The organism is Psychroserpens sp. Hel_I_66 (genome assembly GCF_000799465.1).
GTDB lineage: Bacteria > Bacteroidota > Bacteroidia > Flavobacteriales > Flavobacteriaceae > Psychroserpens.
Window position 1 is genome coordinate 3,412,816 of record NZ_JUGU01000001.1, and the last position, 19,694, is coordinate 3,432,509.

The following is a 19,694-nucleotide window of genomic DNA, read 5'->3' on the forward strand; positions in this document are numbered from 1 at the left end:
AAACTAAAATTATGAAAACACTAAAACTTGCAACACTCTTAACACTATTGTTATTTTCAACTAGTCAAATCTATAGTCAAAACACAGATTCGGACACAGAAAAGGAAGCGGTTCTAAAAGTTATGAAATCATATAAAGACGCCCTGCAAAACCTAACGACCGAGGGTACATTTCAATTATTTTCCGAGAATTCCGAAGTCTTCGAATCTGGAGGTGTCGAGGGCTCGTATGCACACTATATAGAGCATCATTTAGGACCAGAATTGGGGCATTTTAAAAAATTTGAATTTTCTGATTATGAGATTGATGTACAGGTTGATACACCTTATGCATTTACTACAGAAACTTATATTTATACCATCGTCCTTAAACCAGACGACAAAGGAGATACGAGGACTATAAAGAAAAAAGGGGTGGCAACCTCTATCTTAAAGAAGATGGATGGAAATTGGAAAATTATTAAAACTCACTCATCTTCAAGAAACTCGAAATAATTGCAACAATAAGTGTCTTTTTTTAAATAATCCATCTGTATAAAACTGATATAAAATGTGTTTACAAGATTGATTCGTTAAGAACGACCAAAGATTTCAATATAGACCAAATATTAGAAGCTTTTAACTGGGTAGAAAACAATTTATAACAATAAACATTATGAAAACAAAGCTATTGATATTTACAGTTCTTTTAATAACATTTTTCGAGGTTTCGGCTCAAAAAATATATAGAACCGATGATGGCCATATTGAGATGATGACTTTGGTTGACGGTAAGACTATCAAGGCAGAAAGTCATAGTCTGGCACTATATCTTGATTATAATTCTAAAGTGGTAAATGGTGTTCTAGACCTTAAAACTTTAGTAACAGACCATCCTGAATTATATGCCATTATACAAGAAGGGGAAGCACCTGCAATTCTCCGGTTTACAGGTACTATTCCATCCGTTGATTTTTTATCAAAACGGCACGACCCTATCAATTTTAATTGGTTGGTTGATGTTCTATATCAAGGGGAAACCTATAAATCACAGTTTAAAGCAACCATTACCCATATAGAACAGGGCATAAATATGTCTTGTCTGATAAGTGCAACGGGACAGGTTTTGGTTTCAGATACTGGGTTAGATTCTTTAATGCAAGGTTTGGATAAAACAATAAATGTGCAATTTGCACAATTGGTGCTGAAATTGGAATAACTATGTGTTTTCTATATTCAAAAAGAATGATAAGAGTATTTATGATATTTAAAACAGGCCAAGAGAACATAAAATAAGTCCTGATGTGGGAAGGGAATGGAAAATTTTTCATTGTTGATTAGTTAAAACTCCTTCCCAAGTCGGGCACTATTATAATATGAAAAGCTACGATACACTTTCTGAAACTATGGCTCATTTACAGGCTAAAGGCTACACTGTTGATTTCAATTTGAAAGAGAAACATCTGGAATGTAATGCTCTAAAGTTGAAATTCCATCCAGAAGATTTTGAGGTGGACGAGATGCATCGTTTTGAAGGAATGAGTAGCACAGATGACAATAGTGTACTATATGCCATTTCTTCCAAAAATGGAATAAAAGGCTTATTGGTGGATGCTTATGGGGTTTACTCTGAAAATATTTCTGAGGCAATCCGAAAAAAATTAAGGTAATTTGAAACATATATATAACATATAAAAAGTGACCCGCAACCAATATTGTAATCAGATTAAATAGAAATTTCGAGATGAAACCATTAAAAATAAATACCCAAAAGCTCTCATTATTAGGCTCTGTATCTTTAGGTACAGGCGTAATGATTGGTGCAGGTATTTTTGTTTTAATGGGGCAGATAGCCGAATTAGTCGGCGATTTATTTCCTATTGCTTTTATCGCAGGCGCAGTTGTAGTAGGCTTTAGCTCCTATTCGTATGTTAAATTTTCAAACGCCTATCCTTCTTCTGGAGGTGTTGCTAAATTTTTGACAAAGGCCTATTTACCAGGTACACTTGCTGGTTCATTTTCTTTGCTGATGTATGTATCAATGGTTGTCTCAGAAAGTTTAGTGGCAGGTACTTTTGGGGCGTATGCGTTACGACTGTTTCCGCAAGGATATGAAGGTTATGCATCTGCATTGGGTGTATTGCTTATTGTTGCTGCATATATCATCAATATTTCGGGTAACAAGATTATTGAGACTACCGCTACCATTACTGCAATTATTAAAGTAGTGGGTATTGCAGTTCTTGCTATATCAGGATTGGTTATTTCTGGTTTACCCACAATCACAGGTACTTATAGTGCTGCCAATGGCCAATCCCTGCCTGAAGGTTTTGGATTTATTGCCGCATTGGCCTTGTCTATCCTTGCATACAAAGGATTTACGACCATTACCAATCAAGGTGGCGATATAAAAAATCCTCATAAAAATGTAGGGCGTTCCATAATTATATCAATAATCGTTTGTACGGTTATCTATGTTGTTTTGGCATTATCGGTTGCTGGCGGATTGAGTATTGAAGAAATTATAATAGCAAAAGATTATGCTCTCGCAGCAGCAGCAAAACCTCTATTTGGCGAATGGGGTTCAACGCTAACTATTTTACTAGCCATTGTTGCAACAGTTTCCGGTGTAATTGCCAGCGTATATTCTGCCTCGCGAATGTTGGGTATGTTAAGCAATATGAAACAAGTTCCTGATATGAACAGAATGAAGCAACTTAAAAATCCTTCGCTGATTTTTACTGTTTCTTTAGCGATACTTTTGACTGTTTTGTTCGATTTAACTCGCATAGCTTCCATTGGTGCTATTTTCTATTTGATAATGGACATTGCTATTCATTGGGGACTTTTTAAATATTTGAAAAAGGAAGTAAAATTCAACCCGATTATTCCAATAATTGCCATACTGTTGGATGTTGTTATTTTGGCAGCATTTATCTATTTAAAATATGTAAACGACCCATTTGTACTAATAGTTGCTGCAATTGGTATTGCCCTCATTTTTCTTTCTCAATTTATTTTTATGAAATCGCATACAGATAAAGACGGAAATATGAATATGGGAATGGAAAACAGTGAAAAAGAACAAATGAAAATGTAAAAATAACAGATACTATGAAACACACCTATAAAATACACGGAATGACCTGCAATGGTTGTCGAAATCACGTAGAAGGAACACTTTCCAAAGTGAAAGGTGTCTCAAAGGCTACTGTGAATTTAGCAAAAGCTGAAGCTACCATTGAAATGGAATCACATATTCCTATTGAGAAATTCCAAGATGCCCTTAAAAAAGAAGGTGGTACTTATTCTATCCACAAATCTGGAGAGCGACATCATCAAAACGATACCGCCGGAGTTGATGCTGAGCGTAGTCGAAGTACGAAAGCAAAAAATGAAAAACCTAAAGGTAAAGGAACTGGCACTTTTTACTGTCCGATGCATTGTGAGGGAGACAAAACATATGAAAAAACTGGAGACTGTCCTGTCTGCGGAATGGATTTAGTTGAAGAGCAAAATTTATCTGCAAAAACTTCTGAACAATGGACGTGTCCTATGCACCCAGAAATTGTAAAAGATGAAGCTGGGGCCTGTCCGATCTGCGGAATGGACTTAGTCCCAATGGAAGCAGATAGTTCAGCAGAAGAAAAGACCTATAAAAAAGTGCTTAAAAAGTTCTGGATTGCAGTCACTTTTACACTGCCTATATTCTTTATAGCAATGTCAGAAATGCTGTCAAATAATCCGCTGGAAAATATTCTCGAAATAAAATACTGGAACTGGATTCAATTTGCGCTTTCCCTTCCGGTGGTTTTTTATGCCACGTGGATGTTCTTTGAACGTGCGTATCGCAGTATTGTCACCTGGAACCTAAATATGTTTACGCTCATCGGGATAGGTACTGGAGTGGCTTGGGTTTTTAGTGTTTTCGGTATGCTGTTCCCGCAAATGTTCCCACAAGACTTTTTAACCGAATCAGGAACTGTATTTGTGTATTTTGAGGCGACCACCGTTATTCTAACGCTGGTGCTACTCGGCCAGGTACTTGAGGCCCGTGCGCATAGCAAGACCAATTCTGCGGTCAAGGAACTCTTAAAACTCGCACCCAATAAAGCAATTAAGGTAGTAGATGGAAATGAAGAAGAAGTTTCTATTGACCAGATAGAGAAAGGAGATACCCTACGCGTGAAACCGGGCGATAAAATTCCCGTGGATGGTAAGATTACTGAAGGCGAGACTACCGTAGATGAATCAATGATTTCGGGCGAGCCTATTCCAGTCAACAAATCTGTTGATGATAAAGTAAGTAGCGGTACCATAAACGGCAACCAGTCGTTCTTGATGGAAGCTGAAAAAGTAGGAAGCGATACGTTACTTTCCCAAATCATACATATGGTAAACGATGCCAGTCGCAGTCGTGCACCTATTCAAAAATTGGCAGATACTGTTTCAGGATATTTTGTACCCATCGTCATCCTTATTGCGGTCACAACCTTTGTCGTTTGGGCAATCTGGGGACCCGAACCAGCGTATGTATATGCCCTTGTAAACGCTATTGCTGTATTGATTATCGCTTGTCCTTGTGCCTTAGGGTTAGCAACACCTATGTCTGTGATGGTAGGTGTTGGTAAAGGTGCTCAGAATGGAGTACTGATTAAAAATGCGGAAGCCCTTGAAAAAATGGATAAGGTGGACACACTTATTGTGGATAAAACAGGAACCATTACGGAAGGAAAACCAACCGTAGAGAAAATAGGTGTTTTTGGAGAACGCTTTCGCGAAAGCGAGATTCTACATTTTATTGCATCCCTAAACAGTTCCAGCGAGCATCCACTTGCCGAAGCTACCGTGAAATACGGAAAGGAGCAGAAAACTGAAATATCCAAAACCGAAAACTTCAGCGCAGTGACAGGAAAAGGTGTAGAAGGAACTATTAATGGCAAAAAGCTCGATTTAGGAAACGACAAGATGATGGAATATGCTAAGGCAACTATTTCATCTGCTATGAAAGATGAAGCACAATCCTTTCAGAAACAAGGGAAGACCGTTTCTTACTTGGCGATTGATGGTGAGGTTTCAGGCTATGTGGTTATCGGTGACAAAATCAAAAAAACGAGTGCAAAAGCCATAAAGGAATTGCAGGACAATGGAATAAATGTGATAATGCTTACGGGCGATAACCACGACACCGCACAGGCAGTAGCATCAGAACTAAACCTTGCAGATTTTAAAGCCAGTATGCTACCCGAAAATAAGTTGCAGGAAGTTGAAAAATTGCAGAATGAAGGGAAAGTGGTTGCAATGGCAGGCGATGGCATCAATGATGCACCAGCACTAGCCAAAAGTGATGTCGGTATTGCAATGGGAACAGGCACCGACGTAGCTATCGAAAGTGCAATGATAACCTTGGTAAAAGGCGATTTACACGGTATCGTAAAAGCTAAAAACTTAAGCCATAAGGTGATGCGAAACATTAAGCAGAATCTTTTTTTCGCATTTGTTTATAATATGATAGGTGTACCTATTGCTGCAGGAGTGTTGTTTCCGTTTTTCGGTTTGCTATTGTCGCCTATGATTGCAGCCTTGGCAATGAGCTTTAGTTCAGTTTCCGTTATTATGAACGCCTTGCGGTTACGTTCACTAAAACTATAAAGATGGTAAAAAGGAAAACCGCACTAAAAATACGAAAGGCCCACAGATATTTGGGGCTCTTTTTGGGGGTACAGTTCCTGTTTTGGACCATTAGTGGAATGTATTTCAGTTGGACAAACATAGACGACATTCACGGTGACCAATTCCGTAATTTAGATTACGTGCCCAAAGCTTTTGACAATCTAATAAGTCCTTCACAAATAAACAATCCTGAAGGCATTGGAAGTATCGAAATTAGGGACATCAACAACGAGCCTTATTACTGGATAAACAATCAAAAATTGTACAGTGCAAAAACTGGGAAAGCAAAAAAAAATATTACGGAAGAAGAGGCCTTGTCTGTTGCCAAAAACTATATGAAAGATGGTTTGAAAGTCGCCAACATCAAAAAAATAACCGAAGTGGACGACTATCACGAATATCGGGAAAAGCTATTGCCAGCCTATGTTATTTCATATGATACCGATGAAGCTCTTAATGCTTATGTTTCGGTAACAGACGGAAAATTCCAGACTGTAAGGCATCGAGCGTGGCGTTGGTTCGATTTCCTTTGGATGACCCACACAATGGATTATCAAGGCAGGGATAATTTTAATACAATAGTTCTTAGAGCTTTTTCACTTTTAGGCTTAATAACCGTTTTAAGTGGGTTTTTACTTTGGTACACATCATCACCAACGATTCGAAAATTAAATAAAAAAAGAAAATAAAAATTAACTATTAAACAAATAATTATGAATTCACAAGAACAAAATCACAAAGCAATGAAAAAAGGAAACTATGGAAAATTTGTAGGTATGCTCGCAGCATCGTTTGTAGCAATGTACATCACAATGTACTTGAATACTTATGAATGGGACCACGTTTGGTTTAGCCTTACAAGATTCTATATGGTCTGTTTAGGTATAGCTACTATGTCCATCATAATGTTCGTGGCGATGAGAGGTATGTATCAAAATAAAAAGAAAAATATAGCCATAGTTCTGGGAAGTATCGTTCTCTTTGTAGGTGCTTTGGGACTGGTACGTGACCAAAAGTCAACCGTAGGCGACGTACTTTGGATGAAAGCAATGATACCACACCATTCAATTGCCATTTTAACAAGCGAACGTGCCGACATTAAAGACCCAGAAGTTAAGAAACTGGCAGAAGATATTATTAAGGCACAACGACGAGAAATTGCCGAAATGAAGGCGATGATTGAACGTTTAGAAAACGAAAAATAAGATTATGAATAAGAACATTTTATATATAGCAATAGCCGTAATCATAGGTTTGGGCGCAGGCTGGCTCATTTTTGGAAAGGGGTCAAGTGATACTATGGCAAATAAGGATATATCCGATATGTCTGATCAACACGACCACTCTGGCGAAACCGAAGACCAAATGTGGACGTGCTCGATGCACCCACAGATAATGCAACCCGAAGCTGGCGATTGCCCTATATGTGGGATGGACTTAATCCCTGCGGAAGCTGGTGTTGAAGGTCTTGCGGCAAACGAGATTAAAATGACCGAAAACGCAATGGCGTTAGCGAATATTCAGACTACTATCGTGGGGAATTTACAAACAAGCGATGATGGGATCATATCGCTTTCGGGAAAAATAGCTGCAAACGAAGAAAACAATACCGTACAAGCCAATTATTTTAAGGGAAGGATTGAGCGACTTAATGTCAACTATGAAGGTCAGCAAGTAAACCGTGGTCAGTTATTGGCAACGATCTACGCACCAGACCTTGTAGCGGCGCAGCAGGAATTAATTACAGCTGCATCGCTGAAAGCATCGCAACCAGCGTTATACAAAGCGGTGCGCAATAAACTAAAAAACTGGAAACTTTCGGACTCACAAATCAATTCTATAGAAGAAAGTGGAACAGTTCGCGAAAACTTCCCTATTTATGCAACCGTTTCGGGAACTGTTTCAGAAGTAATGTCAGCGCAGGGCGATTATGTAAATCAAGGACAGCCTATTGTGAAATTGAGCAATCTTAATTCGGTTTGGGCAGAATTTGATGCATACGAAAATCAGATAGCACAATTTAAGGTTGGACAAAAAATCAATATTACGACCAATGCCTATCCCAATAAGGAATTTGAAGGCACAATTTCTTTTATTGACCCTATTTTAAATAATTCCACACGAACGGTAACGGTGCGTGCAACCCTTCAAAATCGAGAGGATTTATTTAAGCCAGGAATGTTTGTGACAGGAAAGGTAAAAGGTGCAACCCAAACTATGGAAAACATCCTTTCTGTTCCCGCAAGTGCTGTACTGTGGACGGGCGAGCGTTCATTGGTATATGTAAAAACTAATCCAAATGAGCCTGTTTTTGAAATGCGTGAAGTTACCTTGGGCAATCGCTCTGGCGAGAATTACCAAGTATCAGCTGGACTGAATAATGGCGATGAAATAGTAACTAATGGAACGTTTACAGTAGATGCAGCTGCGCAATTGCAGGGTAAGAAATCGATGATGAATCAACAAACGATGCAGGATGAATCTGCTATGATGGGCGATATGGAAATGAGTTTCAGTAATAGCTTTAGTACTGAATTCAATAAAGCATTACCATCATATCTTAAAATGAAAGATGCTCTTGTAGCAAGCGATGCTGGTCAGGTTTCCACTTTCGCGAAAGCGACATCAAAGAAATTAAAGGAAATTTCTACATCAGATTTAGGCAAGATGGAAAAGCAACATCTTACCAAAAGTATTGAGATGCTGGATGCTATCGCCACAAACGACAATCTGGAAAACCAGCGTGCTCACTTTGTCATTCTAAACAAGAATATCGTACCTATTGCTATGAACATAGAAAACTCAACAAATTACTATGTCCAAAAATGCCCGATGGCAAACAACAATAAAGGTGCAGTTTGGTTGAGTGCTGAAGAAGAAATTAGAAATCCATACTATGGTGATGCAATGTTAACCTGTGGTAGTGTGATTGATTCCAATAAGTAATAGACCATTAATAAACAAAACTTAATATGTTAATTCAAACTTTATAACTTTTTTGCTTTTCCAGTAAATTATTTTAATAAAATATAGAGTGTATTATCATACAATATACACGCAATTTAAACTCGTAAAATACTTCCATCAAAAGACTACGGCATAAAGCCAACGCTTCTTCCACTACTCATTTATTCCGTTTCCTTTTGAGCCAAGATTTTATCTTCCGTTTGGTTTCTGCTCAAATATTGTTTAATCAAAAATTTGAGTATTATGACAACAAAAGCGAGTACCACAAAGAAGCGCAGTAGAGCGAAATCTACTGCCAAGAAAGAAGTAAACGGAAAGAAAACATCCGTACTTCAAATTCAGAACTTACCATTGGGTAAAATCAAGCCTGACCTTGAACAGCCGAGAAAGACTTTTAACGAGGATGCGTTAAAGCAGCTTTCCGAGAGTATCGAAAAGCACGGTGTTTTGCAACCAATCACGGTAAGGCAACTAAATGGCCATTACATTATCGTAATGGGCGAACGCCGATATCGTGCAAGTAAATTAGCAGGAAAGAAAACTGTACCCTGTATAGTAAAAACTTATGAGAACAATGATGTTCTGGAAGTTCAAATCATCGAAAACCTGCAAAGGCAGGATGTCGAACCGACCGAAGAAGCTGAGGCAATTGCTTACCTAAGTGAGAAATATGCACCTACCGAAATTGCGAAGCGATTGGGAAGAACGGATAACTTCATCAGACAGCGACTTAAACTGGCTGGATTGATTGACGGTTTCAAACACTTTGTCCGCAATGGCGAAATGACGATTTCCTTGGGTGTTGGTGTAGCGCTCTTTGAACCGGAAGAACAGCAGATGATGTTGGAAACGATGGGCGAAGATTTTAATGCACATCAGATAAACAGGATGATTAAAGACCAGACCTATGATTTGGAAAAAGCAGCTTTTGATGTAAATGACAAAAAATTAGTTCCGAAAGCAGGGTCTTGTATAGAATGTCCGTTCAATGCAGCCAATCAAGGCAATCTGTTTGGCGAAGGTAAAATGGTCTGTACAAAAGCAGCCTGTTTTGAAACTAAGAAAAGTAAATCGTTCTTGAACCTGATTGGAAAGTCCAAGAAAGAGAATATCCTTTTAATCCCTGAAATACGACAGTATTGGGCAGACGAGGAAAACAATCAGCTGATTATTTCACAATTGGAAAAGAACGGTTTGAAAGTCTATTTGCTGGATGATGTTGAAATTATCGAGAATCCGATTGAGCCAACAATCGAGGATATTAAGATAGAATATCAACACTATGATTATTCTGAAGAACAATTGAAAGCTGAACTTGAAGAAGCAAAACAGGACTATGATGAAGAATTTGTGAAATATAATTCAGCAAAAGAAAATGGGTTTAACAATGGCATCTTGTTCCATCCTGAGACGTACAGTAATAAAGAGGTCTTTGTAAAGATTGTTGAAAAATCAAAGAACGATTCTACGGAATATTCCGCACCATTGGCCAACAGAAAAATGGCAGATTGTACACCCGAAGAACAAATCGTTAAAATCAACGAAAGGGAAATCCGTAAGAAGCAAATAGAGAACAACAAGCAGTTTGAAGAAGTTGTGCAGATAATTCGTGAGACGAAATACATCGATGCGAAGAAGACACTTTCAACAGACGAAATGGTCGCATTCTCGATATCGCTTTTTGAGAACAATGTGGATTATATGAGCCAACAAAAGTATTTCTCAAAGTTTTTGGGCGACACTTCAAAAATGACCAAAGTTGAAATGGTAGAGAATTTTAAGAAGAAGTTCAAAAAGGAAATCTTTCACAAATTGATACGATATATGCTTACAAAACAAGTTCATTTTGGCGAAAGCAATCACGTCAATAATCTGACGAACATTTCATTCTACAACGCAATGCAAGGATATTACAAATCTAAGATTGCCGGCATTGAAAACGAATATGCCGATAAACGAAGTAAGCGTGAAGCACGTTTGAAAGAGCGCATCACAGTTCTTGAAAAGCAAATTCAGGAACTCAACGAGTAGCTTTTGTTGTTTGAAGAAGGGTCGGCATTCGTGCTGGCCCTTCTTCTTTTTTATGATAGTGTTTTAAAAGATGTATTTACAAGGAAGGGGTTATCAATCAATAGTTAGCGCAAAGGTAAACTCGTAAAATACACCCATCAAAAGACTACGGCATAAAGCCACTACTTCCGCCATCGCTTATTTATTCCGTTTCCTTTTGAGCTGAGATTTTATCTTCCGTTTGGGTACTGCTCAAATATTGTTTAATCAAAATATATCATTATGAAACGAGTATCTGAAAAACCTAAAATTTCGCTACAAGAAGCTGAAAAACATTATCAGTCGAGTAGTGAAAATTATGACATTGATAGTGGCGAAAGTCACTTGGCTTATTACAGGGATAAGCATCCCAGCTATTACCGAGTGTTATCAGAAAATGTTTAATCTAAATTCAAAAGCTATGTATTTACAAAATTTACAACAGGATGAAATTTTCGTATCATCCGAAATGAAATCCTTAAAAACTCTGACACAGATGGAATCCCGAAGAGGGCTTGAAAATGCCATAATCTCGAATGGCAAAATCGTAAATGTGGTATCGAACAGCTATGGCCACATTCCGAACCAACTGTTCTTCAAGAAAGCTGAAGAGATGCTGACCGATGCACAGCTGAACTTCTACAAACGCACCATTAATAAAAATGACAGGTCGTTCATTACCGACTTTATCATCGACGACAAAAGCCAGTTTACCGTTAAGAACGATAAGGATTTGATACTACCGATGCTTCGATTTAAAAACTCGTATGATGGAAGTGAAAAGACCTCTGGACACTTCGGGTTTTATAGAGAAGTGTGCTCAAATGGTCTGCACGTTTCACAGGCTGAAATCGAGTTTTCCATAAAGCACAGTAAGAACAATACGCACTTGATTATGCCAAGGTTGAACAATCTTTTCGATAAATTTCTGGACAATGAATTCTATACCATTACCAAGAAATTCGACAAGATGAAGGAATTTAAAATCATCGATACACAGGAATTTGTTAAGGCGATTCTTGACAGAACTAAACTGTTTCGGTATGAATGTAGCGATAAGAATAGCGACCCGTCGAAAAAATCTCGTGAGGTTATAGAAATCTTGAACTATGAAGCCTTGTTGCTCAATGAAGAACCAAATCTATGGTTGGGTTACAATGCCTTCAACTCGGTACTTCATAACGTTTTGAAGAAAAGCTTCGGACAACAAGAGCGGTTAGATAAAAAGCTGTTTGATGAAGTCTATGCTATGGCATAAATTAAATAAAGGTTTGTCCAGTACCTCAAACTGGATTTTGATTTATCATTCCCTAAGGTGTCACTAAATTTTACCATTAAAAAATGGGCTTTCAAGGGCATTCAAACTTATCCTGTAAGAAAAAAGTGTGTAAAGTGATCGGATGGATTTTTTTCTATTTAAATTTGATGATAATAAATTTACACGACCATAAAGTATATTTTGGAGAAATTATTTAAAACCACATATTTTAGTCAGTTTGAACCTGCCCTAATCAGCGAGATGATTGAGGTTGGGGAATTTAGTCAAATTTCTGAAGGTCAAGACTTAATTAGAGTTGGACAATTCATCCATTTTATACCATTGGTAATTCAAGGTAGTATTAAAATAATGCGTCCTGATGATGACGGAAATGAGTTATTGCTTTATCATTTAGAAGAAGGAGGAACCTGTGCGATGTCAATGAATTGTTGTTTGGGAAGCACAAAAAGTGAAATACACGCGATTGCAGAGACTGATGTCAAGATTCTTAAAGTACCAGTTGCCAAAATGGAAGAGTGGTCCAGTTCTTATAAAACCTGGAGACATTTTGTTTACAACAGTTACCATAACCGAATGATGGAAATGTTGGACAGTATAGACAATATTGCGTTTAATAATATGGATGAGCGATTGGAAAAATATCTTCAGGATAAAATGGAAATATTAAATAGCAAACACATATACTCAACTCACAAAGAGATTGCACAAGACCTGCATACCAGTCGTGTGGTAATTTCACGCCTGCTGAAGAAAATGGAAAATAGCAATAAGTTAAAATTGCACCGCAGTTTTATTGAAGTCCTGTAACAACAGTTACAGACTTTGAACATACCGACACGTACATTTGTTCCATAATTTTCTGAACAAATGGAAATCGTAGAAATTTTAGGTTACGTAGGTGCTCTTTTGATAGGACTTGTATTAGGGTTGATTGGTGGTGGTGGCTCAATTCTTACCGTTCCTATCTTGGTGTATGCACTTGCGCTTAACCCAGTAATTGCAACAGCATATTCATTATTTGTGGTGGGAGCAACATCTCTTATTGGCGCAATTAAAAATATGATGAAAGGGATGGTGGATTATAGAACGGCCATCATTTTTGCTGTCCCAGCTTTTATAGCTGTTTATCTTACTCGGGCATTCTTAATTCCTGCTATTCCTGAAGAACTTTTTAGTGTAAACAGTTTTATGGTCACGAAGAACCTGGCCATAATGCTCTTTTTTGCCATTATTATGTTGCTCGCATCTGTTTCAATGATTCGAAACAAGCGAAAAGAAATTGACGAGGAAGCTCAAATAACCTATAACTATCCTTTAATAATTATAGAAGGTTTGGTGGTGGGAACTATTACAGGTATAGTAGGTGCAGGCGGTGGCTTTTTAATTATACCTGCCTTAGTTCTCTTAGCAAAATTGCCAATGAAAAAAGCAGTTGCGACATCCCTTTTAATAATCGCGATTAAATCTCTCATTGGTTTTTTGGGCGATGTTCAGAATTTGAATATTGATTGGCCATTCCTTCTTATTTTTACAGCAATTTCAGTTGTGGGCATTTTTATTGGGATATGGCTCAATAAATTTATAGACGGAAAGAAACTCAAGAAAGCATTTGGATGGTTCGTTCTTGTAATGGGTATTTATATTATCTACAAAGAACTAACAATGTAAAATACAAGGATGGAAAAATACATTGACATAATAATAGAATCTTTTATTGGCTATTGGAACTACCTTGTTTATGAAATATCAAACCCCTCTTGGACCAACTATTTCTATTGGCTTATTGGGCTTTCTTTGATGGTTTTCACTTTGGAAATCATTATTCCCTGGCGAAAAAAACAACCTATTTTTAGAAAAGGATTTTGGCTGGATGCTTTCTATATACTGTTTAACTTTTTCCTATTTTCTCTTTTAGGTTACAACGCCTTATCAAATGTAGGAGTCGCCCTATTCGATGATTTTCTTAGTAGTTTTGGTATAAACAATATAGTGGCTATTGAAGTTCAATCGCTACCAGAATGGTCGCAATTGTTGATTATGTTTTTAATTGCAGATTTTGTCCAATGGAACGTGCATAGGTTGTTGCACCGCGTATCTTGGTTATGGAAATTTCATAAAGTACACCACAGCGTTAAAGAAATGGGCTTTGCGGCACAGTTTCGGTTTCATTTTTTGGAAACTATAGTATATAAAACTATACAGTATATCCCATTGGCAATGATTGGTTTTGGCATACAAGAATTTTTTATTGTTCATATGTTTGCCGTTTTTGTTGGGCATCTCAATCACGCCAATTTAGGCTGGAGCTATGGTTATTTAGGCTATATATTTAATAACCCAAGAATGCACATTTGGCATCACGCTAAAGAGTTCCCCAAACAATTTAAATACGGGATGAACTTTGGTCTCACACTTAGTATATGGGATTATTTATTTGGTACTGCCCACGTACCTAAAAGTGGCCGTAATTTGGAAATTGGTTTTCAAGGCGATGAAAGTTTTCCGAAAACTTTTTGGCAACAACTTATATATCCATTTCAGAAAGAGAATAAATAAGGAAAAACACAATACCCAAAATACTTTGAGGGCATCATTAGTAACTGATATTAATTGTAATCTTGTTTTAGGGTAAATGTTAATCTTTTTTTAAAACATTAACTTGTGTATCAAAGGTTACCACTATTGGTTGAGATTCCAATTATTTTTGAAATGAACGAAAAAATTTAATCATAAAATTATGGATATAAAACAATTTGAATACAAACCATTGGCGCATTATTCCTATGCGATTATAAGCGAAGGCAAAATGGCCGTTATTGACCCAGAGCGTGACCCGATGCAATACTACGATTTCGCAAAAGCCAACAATGCTAAAATCGTTGCAGTTATTGAAACACATCCCCACGCAGATTTTGTAAGTTCCCATTTACAGATTCATAAAGAAACTGGTGCAACAATTTATAACAGTGAAAAAACCGGTGCAGAATACCCACACACCGCTTTTGATGAAGGCGGCACCTTAAAAATTGGTAATGTTGTACTAACGGCAATCAATACACCAGGCCACTCGCCAGATAGTATAACGGTAGTTGCAACCCAAAATGATAAAACAGTACTTTTTACGGGCGATACGCTATTTATAGGCGATGTTGGTCGTCCAGACTTACGCGAAAAGGCAGGAAATATGCAAGCTAAACGAGAAGAACTGGCTGAAATGATGTATGATACCATACAGAATAAGTTCAATGGTTTACCAGATGATGCCATTGTTTATCCCGCTCACGGTGCTGGTTCCCTTTGTGGAAAAAGTATGAGCGATGACAACAGCAGTACTTTAGGTAACGAACGAATGGGCAATTGGGCTTTTAAAGAACAATCGAAAGAAGAATTCATAGAGAAACTTTTGGATAGTCAACCATTCATACCTTCATATTTTGGTTATGATGTGGATACAAATAAAGATGGAGCAGAGAATGTTCAACCATCCATAGATAGAATCCCATTTAAGGAAAATGCTACAGCCCAAGGCCTGATTGTTGACGTACGCGATGAGGAAATCTTTAAAAAAGGACACCTTGAAGGAAGTTTTAACATTCAGGCAGTTTCAGATAATGCAAAATTTGAAACTTGGTTAGGTGCCATTGTAGAACCAGAAGAAGAATTTACTTTAGTTATAGATAGTAAAGAGGATAAAGAAAAACTTTTGCACCGTGTTGCTAAAATCGGTTATGAAAAACAATTGAAGCAGGTTATAACCCTTACGGATAAAAATTTAGTTCCTACGGAGGTCTTGGATTTGAAAGACTTTAAGAGCAATCCTGATAATTATACCATTATAGACATTCGTAACAAAAGTGAAGTTGAAGAAGGAAAATATTTTGATAGCGCCTTAGCTCATCCTCTAAATGAACTTCGAGATACGGCTGAAGATATACCTACAGATAAGCCAATTGTAGTGCATTGCGCAGGTGGTTATCGCAGTGCTGCTGGAAGTAGTATTCTTCAGAAAAAACTTAATGATGTAACAGTGTATGATTTAAGTGATGACATAAAGGAATTCAAATAAAACCTCAAAGCATATAGATTAACGACATCAACTTTAAAATTGATGCCGTTTTTTTTAATTGTTTTTTACTTTAAGTCTAACAAAAAATCCTTGAATTCTTGGTCACTATAATCGGCCATACCTTTATGAGTTAAAGCCAAATTGCCAGACGCATCAATTATGTAGGTTGTTGGTAATGAAGATGATTGGAACATTTCTGGAAGATTACTCGCAGGAGCGTAAATCGGTAAATCATAACCCTTGCGTTTATCAAAATCTTTAGCCTTTTCAAAATCATCATCGAAGGACAACATTACAAACGCAACTTCATCGCCCATTTCTTCGTGCAATTCATCGATACTGGGCATTTCGGCAATACAAGGCGGACACCAAGTTGCCCAAAAATTCAAAAATATGACCTTACCTTTAAATTCTCTCAATGACCTTGTTTTGCCTTCAGCGTCAATCAATTTTAGGTTCAAATCTGCTTTGGTAAGATTTGGCATTGATGCCTCATCGTTATTTTCATTGTTTCTTACCTGCGCAATTTCTTCTACATCAGGATTCATCAAGCCTGTAGCGAGTAATCCGCGTTGCGCAAAACCTATAACTTCGGTATGTAAACCAGTTGCGTAAAGTGTAATGGCCACTATGGCAAAAATTCCGTATTGAATCCACGATTTCTTTTTGTTCTTATTTTCTTTCTTAATATTCATAACTTTAAATTTTATTGAAATTTATAGTTTGTTTTGGGTACGGTAGAAAAGGAATAGGTGCCGAGATATTCACAGTAGGCTCTTCCTTCCAAAGTAGGCGAAACAGGCGATTTTTTTTTGAGATATTCCTCAACAACATCGTGAATGGTATAATCCATTACTTCCACATCTTTCACATTAGTCATCCTGCAAAGATTATCAATTGGGTCGCCTGGTCGTACACAAGCAGAAATCGTGTAGAATTTGTCATCTTTCATAGGCTCGCCGTTGACCGTTATTGCTGAGATACGGTTTCCACGTTCGTTTTGACTATTAAAATTAACTTTCATTCCAGAGAACCGAACCAACCAACCGCCAAATCGCTCGGTCGGGTTTTGGGAAAAGGCATTGTGCATTTCCTTTTCTAACCAATCTTTTATCTGTTTACCAGTCGCCTTTCCTGTCTTTACTTTTTCGTTTACAGGTAGTAAATTCCAAAGATTTGCACGAGTAATAGGTGCAGGCTTCCCGTCTTCGGGAACGATGGGATTACCAAATCTAAAACCGTTTGATATTGAAATATCAGCACCCGTTTTCCAACGTGCGGCATCGGTAATCATATTGTCCATTGGGTTTTCAACAGTAAGATAGCGATAAATAGGTGTCTTTGTGTACCCAATCACTGTTTCCAAATGCTCTTCGTAGGGCGCTTTTGCCTTATCAACAAGCGCCTGTACTTCCTTATCAGCTGGAAAAACCCTTGGGTCAACATCAATAAGTTCATAATCATCATCCACCAATATGCCATCCACAAAATGCAAGGTAAGCTTACCAACAAAAGAACCAAACGCACCTGGTTCGGTAACCTTTGCGAATTTGCCTTGTATAGGTTTGCGCACGCGCTCGTGTGTGTCATTCCCTAATATGTAATCTACATTTTCTGAAATGGTATTGTTGGCGAGTTCGGCCTGTTTAAAAACACCAAGATGCGTTACTAAAAAAAGTACATCCAAGTCTTTATTGACCTTTAAATCATCCACTTGCTTTTTCAAATCATTGGTAAGACCACTAAAGGCAATCCCTTTACTAAAAATTGGATTTTGCCTAACGGGAACATCAGGATCGTTTATGCCCATAAAGCCAATACGAACACCTTCTATTTCTTTAACAGAATAAGCGGGAAACAAAAGTTCTTCGCTTTTTTCGTGGTACATATTCTGTGCAATGACATCCGTGTCATATCCTTGCATCACATCTATCATCACGTCCTTGCCGTACACCACTTCCCAGTTACCCGGGATGATGACGTCATAGCCCATATTTTTGATGAGTTCTGGCATTACCTTACCTTCAGACAGAGCAGTGTAACCACTGCCTTGTATTAGGTCGCCACCATCAACTATAATTGTTCTATTGGGATTTTTTTGTCGTTCCATTTTAAAGAGCGTCTTTATATTGGCCAAACCGCCACGATTTTTAAAAAGTACGTTCTCTTTTTCCCAAAAAAGTTCGGGATGTGTATCAAGCTGTCCGTGTATATCGGCAGTTTGTAATACAGTAATGCTCAAGGTGTCTCGTACAGAATCGTTTGTTCCCATTCCATTCGATATTTCTGTTTTGCACGAGAACAAAACCAATAGTATTCCAATTATCGAAAGAGCTGCAATGAAACTTTTCTTAAATATTTTCATAATTATAGGCTTAAACTTTTATATCCTTTTTTCTGAAGTTGCAGGTTGTATAGAATACCGTTTTCGACGGTTTTCATTTCTTTGGGTACTTTCGTTTTATCAACCTTGAATTTATTGAGCGAAAAACCACAGGCTACCAATTGGACACCAGCATTTTCAGCACGCTCTATAAAGTCATTCATTTTAGAACTATCAGTAATATCGCCTATTTCCCTGCCGCAAATGATAACTTCAAATTGACCAAAATTGCTGCCATCTTCTTCTTTTAATGCTTCCGCGGTTAAAATTATTGGCTCTAATTGTGGCACCTTTTTAGTGAGTACCACATAATTATTTTTGTTTGTATCTACAGTGTTTTGCGCTAAGGAACTACAACTCGTAAAAAGAGTCATTACTATTACTACTGTACTATAAAAAATTGTTTTCATTTTAATTTATTTTAAAAGGTTACTGGTGTCGTTCAGTATAAAAAAAAGAAGTCCGCCGAGAATTGCTATATTTTTAAAGAGTGGTCCAAGGGTTGTAATTTGCCCTACTTGAACCGTTAATGTGATGGGTATTAAAACCGCCATCAAAACTATTGCCGCCCATTTGGTTTTATATCCTATCAAGAATATAAAACCTGCTGTTAACATTACGGTACCAGAGATAATAATTAGCCACTGAGGTTCGCCAAAGAAATAGGCAATACCCTTAAAACTGGCTTGTTCAATACGTTTGGCAGTTTTCTCTATGTTAAGCAAGTGATTAAAACCTGCAACGAGAAATATGAAGCTCACCAATATGCGTAATAGTTGTATGGAACGACGGCTTATTAAAATTTTTGTCGTCATTATAAATGATGTAAAAAATGATTGAATTTGCGTGGTGTTTATCCATAATGGTTTAACAGACCATAATTATGATGTGTGAAAGAGCAGTACGGAAGCACCAACTTTAAAATTTTATAAAAAAGTGATTACACCAAACGTGGTGGCGGAGAATCGTTATCTAAATAGCGATAACTTAGTACTGAAGAAAAATGTTCGTTGAAAATTGCTGTAGGTCTTGAAATATTTGTTTCCCAAGAGAAAAATTCAAATTGAAACTGCGAGGTACAAATACCATTTAGCATAACAACTTGTGAAGTGCTAAGGTCAACTTGCGAAAATTCGATTGTTTTATTTGTCTGTTTTGGGGAGTTTTTCTTTTTACAATTAGGTTTTACAAAAGATATGTCATTTCCGCTGAACAAAGCGTTCAACCCATTTGCATCGATGACGATAAACTTCGCCATAAAGATGAATGTAAGAAATAACGCTATATAAGTTTTAGATT

The 19,694-nt window shown here is 37.3% G+C and carries 20 protein-coding genes; 15 read left to right on the forward strand and 5 right to left on the reverse strand.

Translation table 11 applies throughout. The features are described from left to right. Window positions 1-11 precede the first annotated feature (11 nt). The 15 genes from GQ40_RS15185 to GQ40_RS15250 all read left to right on the forward strand — a co-directional run bounded on the left by GQ40_RS15185 (window position 12) and on the right by GQ40_RS15250 (window position 16,012). Window positions 12-494 (forward strand): YybH family protein, encoded by a 483-nt coding sequence (locus GQ40_RS15185; RefSeq protein WP_047552044.1) that lies wholly within the window; start codon window positions 12-14, stop codon window positions 492-494. Window positions 495-654: 160 nt separating this feature from the next. Further along, window positions 655-1,197, forward strand: a complete 543-nt coding sequence (locus GQ40_RS15190; protein ID WP_047550294.1) for a hypothetical protein — start codon at window positions 655-657, stop codon at window positions 1,195-1,197. 157 nt (window positions 1,198-1,354) lie between these two features. Then, entirely contained in the window at window positions 1,355-1,648 is a 294-nt protein-coding gene (locus GQ40_RS15195) for a hypothetical protein (RefSeq protein WP_013073622.1), read from the forward strand. A gap of 74 nt (window positions 1,649-1,722) precedes the next feature. Beyond that, on the forward strand, window positions 1,723-3,078 hold the full coding sequence (locus GQ40_RS15200; RefSeq protein ID WP_013073621.1) for an APC family permease: 1,356 nt from the start codon (window positions 1,723-1,725) through the stop codon (window positions 3,076-3,078). 14 nt (window positions 3,079-3,092) lie between these two features. Continuing rightward, the gene (locus tag GQ40_RS15205; protein WP_047550299.1) at window positions 3,093-5,630 is read left to right on the forward strand and encodes a heavy metal translocating P-type ATPase; all 2,538 of its coding nucleotides are present in this window, start codon (window positions 3,093-3,095) and stop codon (window positions 5,628-5,630) included. 2 nt (window positions 5,631-5,632) lie between these two features. Then, the gene (locus GQ40_RS15210) at window positions 5,633-6,340 is read left to right on the forward strand and encodes a PepSY domain-containing protein (RefSeq protein WP_047550302.1); all 708 of its coding nucleotides are present in this window, start codon (window positions 5,633-5,635) and stop codon (window positions 6,338-6,340) included. 24 nt (window positions 6,341-6,364) lie between these two features. Next, a complete protein-coding gene (locus GQ40_RS15215) occupies window positions 6,365-6,856 on the forward strand; it encodes a DUF305 domain-containing protein (protein ID WP_047550305.1) in 492 nt (163 codons plus the stop codon). A gap of 4 nt (window positions 6,857-6,860) precedes the next feature. Then, window positions 6,861-8,597, forward strand: a complete 1,737-nt coding sequence (locus GQ40_RS15220; RefSeq protein WP_047550307.1) for an efflux RND transporter periplasmic adaptor subunit — start codon at window positions 6,861-6,863, stop codon at window positions 8,595-8,597. 264 nt (window positions 8,598-8,861) lie between these two features. Continuing rightward, window positions 8,862-10,649 carry a ParB/RepB/Spo0J family partition protein gene (locus GQ40_RS15225; protein WP_047550310.1) on the forward strand — a complete coding sequence of 596 codons (1,788 nt, stop codon included), beginning with the start codon at window positions 8,862-8,864 and terminating at the stop codon, window positions 10,647-10,649. Window positions 10,650-10,910: 261 nt separating this feature from the next. After that, the gene (locus GQ40_RS17650) at window positions 10,911-11,072 is read left to right on the forward strand and encodes a hypothetical protein (RefSeq protein ID WP_156115600.1); all 162 of its coding nucleotides are present in this window, start codon (window positions 10,911-10,913) and stop codon (window positions 11,070-11,072) included. A 16-nt stretch (window positions 11,073-11,088) separates the two neighbouring features. After that, window positions 11,089-11,925: a DUF932 domain-containing protein gene (locus GQ40_RS15230; protein WP_047552047.1), complete on the forward strand. Its 837-nt coding sequence runs from the start codon at window positions 11,089-11,091 to the stop codon at window positions 11,923-11,925. 261 nt (window positions 11,926-12,186) lie between these two features. Then, on the forward strand, window positions 12,187-12,753 hold the full coding sequence (locus GQ40_RS15235) for a Crp/Fnr family transcriptional regulator (protein ID WP_394340207.1): 567 nt from the start codon (window positions 12,187-12,189) through the stop codon (window positions 12,751-12,753). A 60-nt stretch (window positions 12,754-12,813) separates the two neighbouring features. After that, entirely contained in the window at window positions 12,814-13,614 is an 801-nt protein-coding gene (locus tag GQ40_RS15240) for a sulfite exporter TauE/SafE family protein (protein WP_047550317.1), read from the forward strand. A 9-nt stretch (window positions 13,615-13,623) separates the two neighbouring features. Then, window positions 13,624-14,502 (forward strand): sterol desaturase family protein, encoded by an 879-nt coding sequence (locus GQ40_RS15245; protein WP_047550320.1) that lies wholly within the window; start codon window positions 13,624-13,626, stop codon window positions 14,500-14,502. 181 nt (window positions 14,503-14,683) lie between these two features. After that, the gene (locus tag GQ40_RS15250) at window positions 14,684-16,012 is read left to right on the forward strand and encodes an MBL fold metallo-hydrolase (RefSeq protein WP_047550323.1); all 1,329 of its coding nucleotides are present in this window, start codon (window positions 14,684-14,686) and stop codon (window positions 16,010-16,012) included. 65 nt (window positions 16,013-16,077) lie between these two features. Here GQ40_RS15250 and GQ40_RS15255 read toward each other — a convergent pair whose 3' ends face one another. From GQ40_RS15255 to GQ40_RS15275, 5 genes are all read right to left on the reverse strand, one after another. Next, window positions 16,078-16,707: a TlpA family protein disulfide reductase gene (locus tag GQ40_RS15255; RefSeq protein WP_047550326.1), complete on the reverse strand. Its 630-nt coding sequence runs from the start codon at window positions 16,705-16,707 to the stop codon at window positions 16,078-16,080. Between the two features lie 11 nt (window positions 16,708-16,718). Next, on the reverse strand, window positions 16,719-18,377 hold the full coding sequence (locus tag GQ40_RS15260; protein WP_047550328.1) for a bifunctional metallophosphatase/5'-nucleotidase: 1,659 nt from the start codon (window positions 18,375-18,377) through the stop codon (window positions 16,719-16,721). Between the two features lie 2 nt (window positions 18,378-18,379). Next, window positions 18,380-18,805: a sulfur reduction protein DsrE gene (locus GQ40_RS15265; protein ID WP_047550331.1), complete on the reverse strand. Its 426-nt coding sequence runs from the start codon at window positions 18,803-18,805 to the stop codon at window positions 18,380-18,382. 6 nt (window positions 18,806-18,811) lie between these two features. Continuing rightward, on the reverse strand, window positions 18,812-19,210 hold the full coding sequence (locus GQ40_RS15270) for a DoxX family protein (protein ID WP_047550332.1): 399 nt from the start codon (window positions 19,208-19,210) through the stop codon (window positions 18,812-18,814). Between the two features lie 125 nt (window positions 19,211-19,335). After that, window positions 19,336-19,653, reverse strand: a complete 318-nt coding sequence (locus GQ40_RS15275) for a hypothetical protein (protein WP_047550335.1) — start codon at window positions 19,651-19,653, stop codon at window positions 19,336-19,338. Window positions 19,654-19,694: the final 41 nt, after the last annotated feature.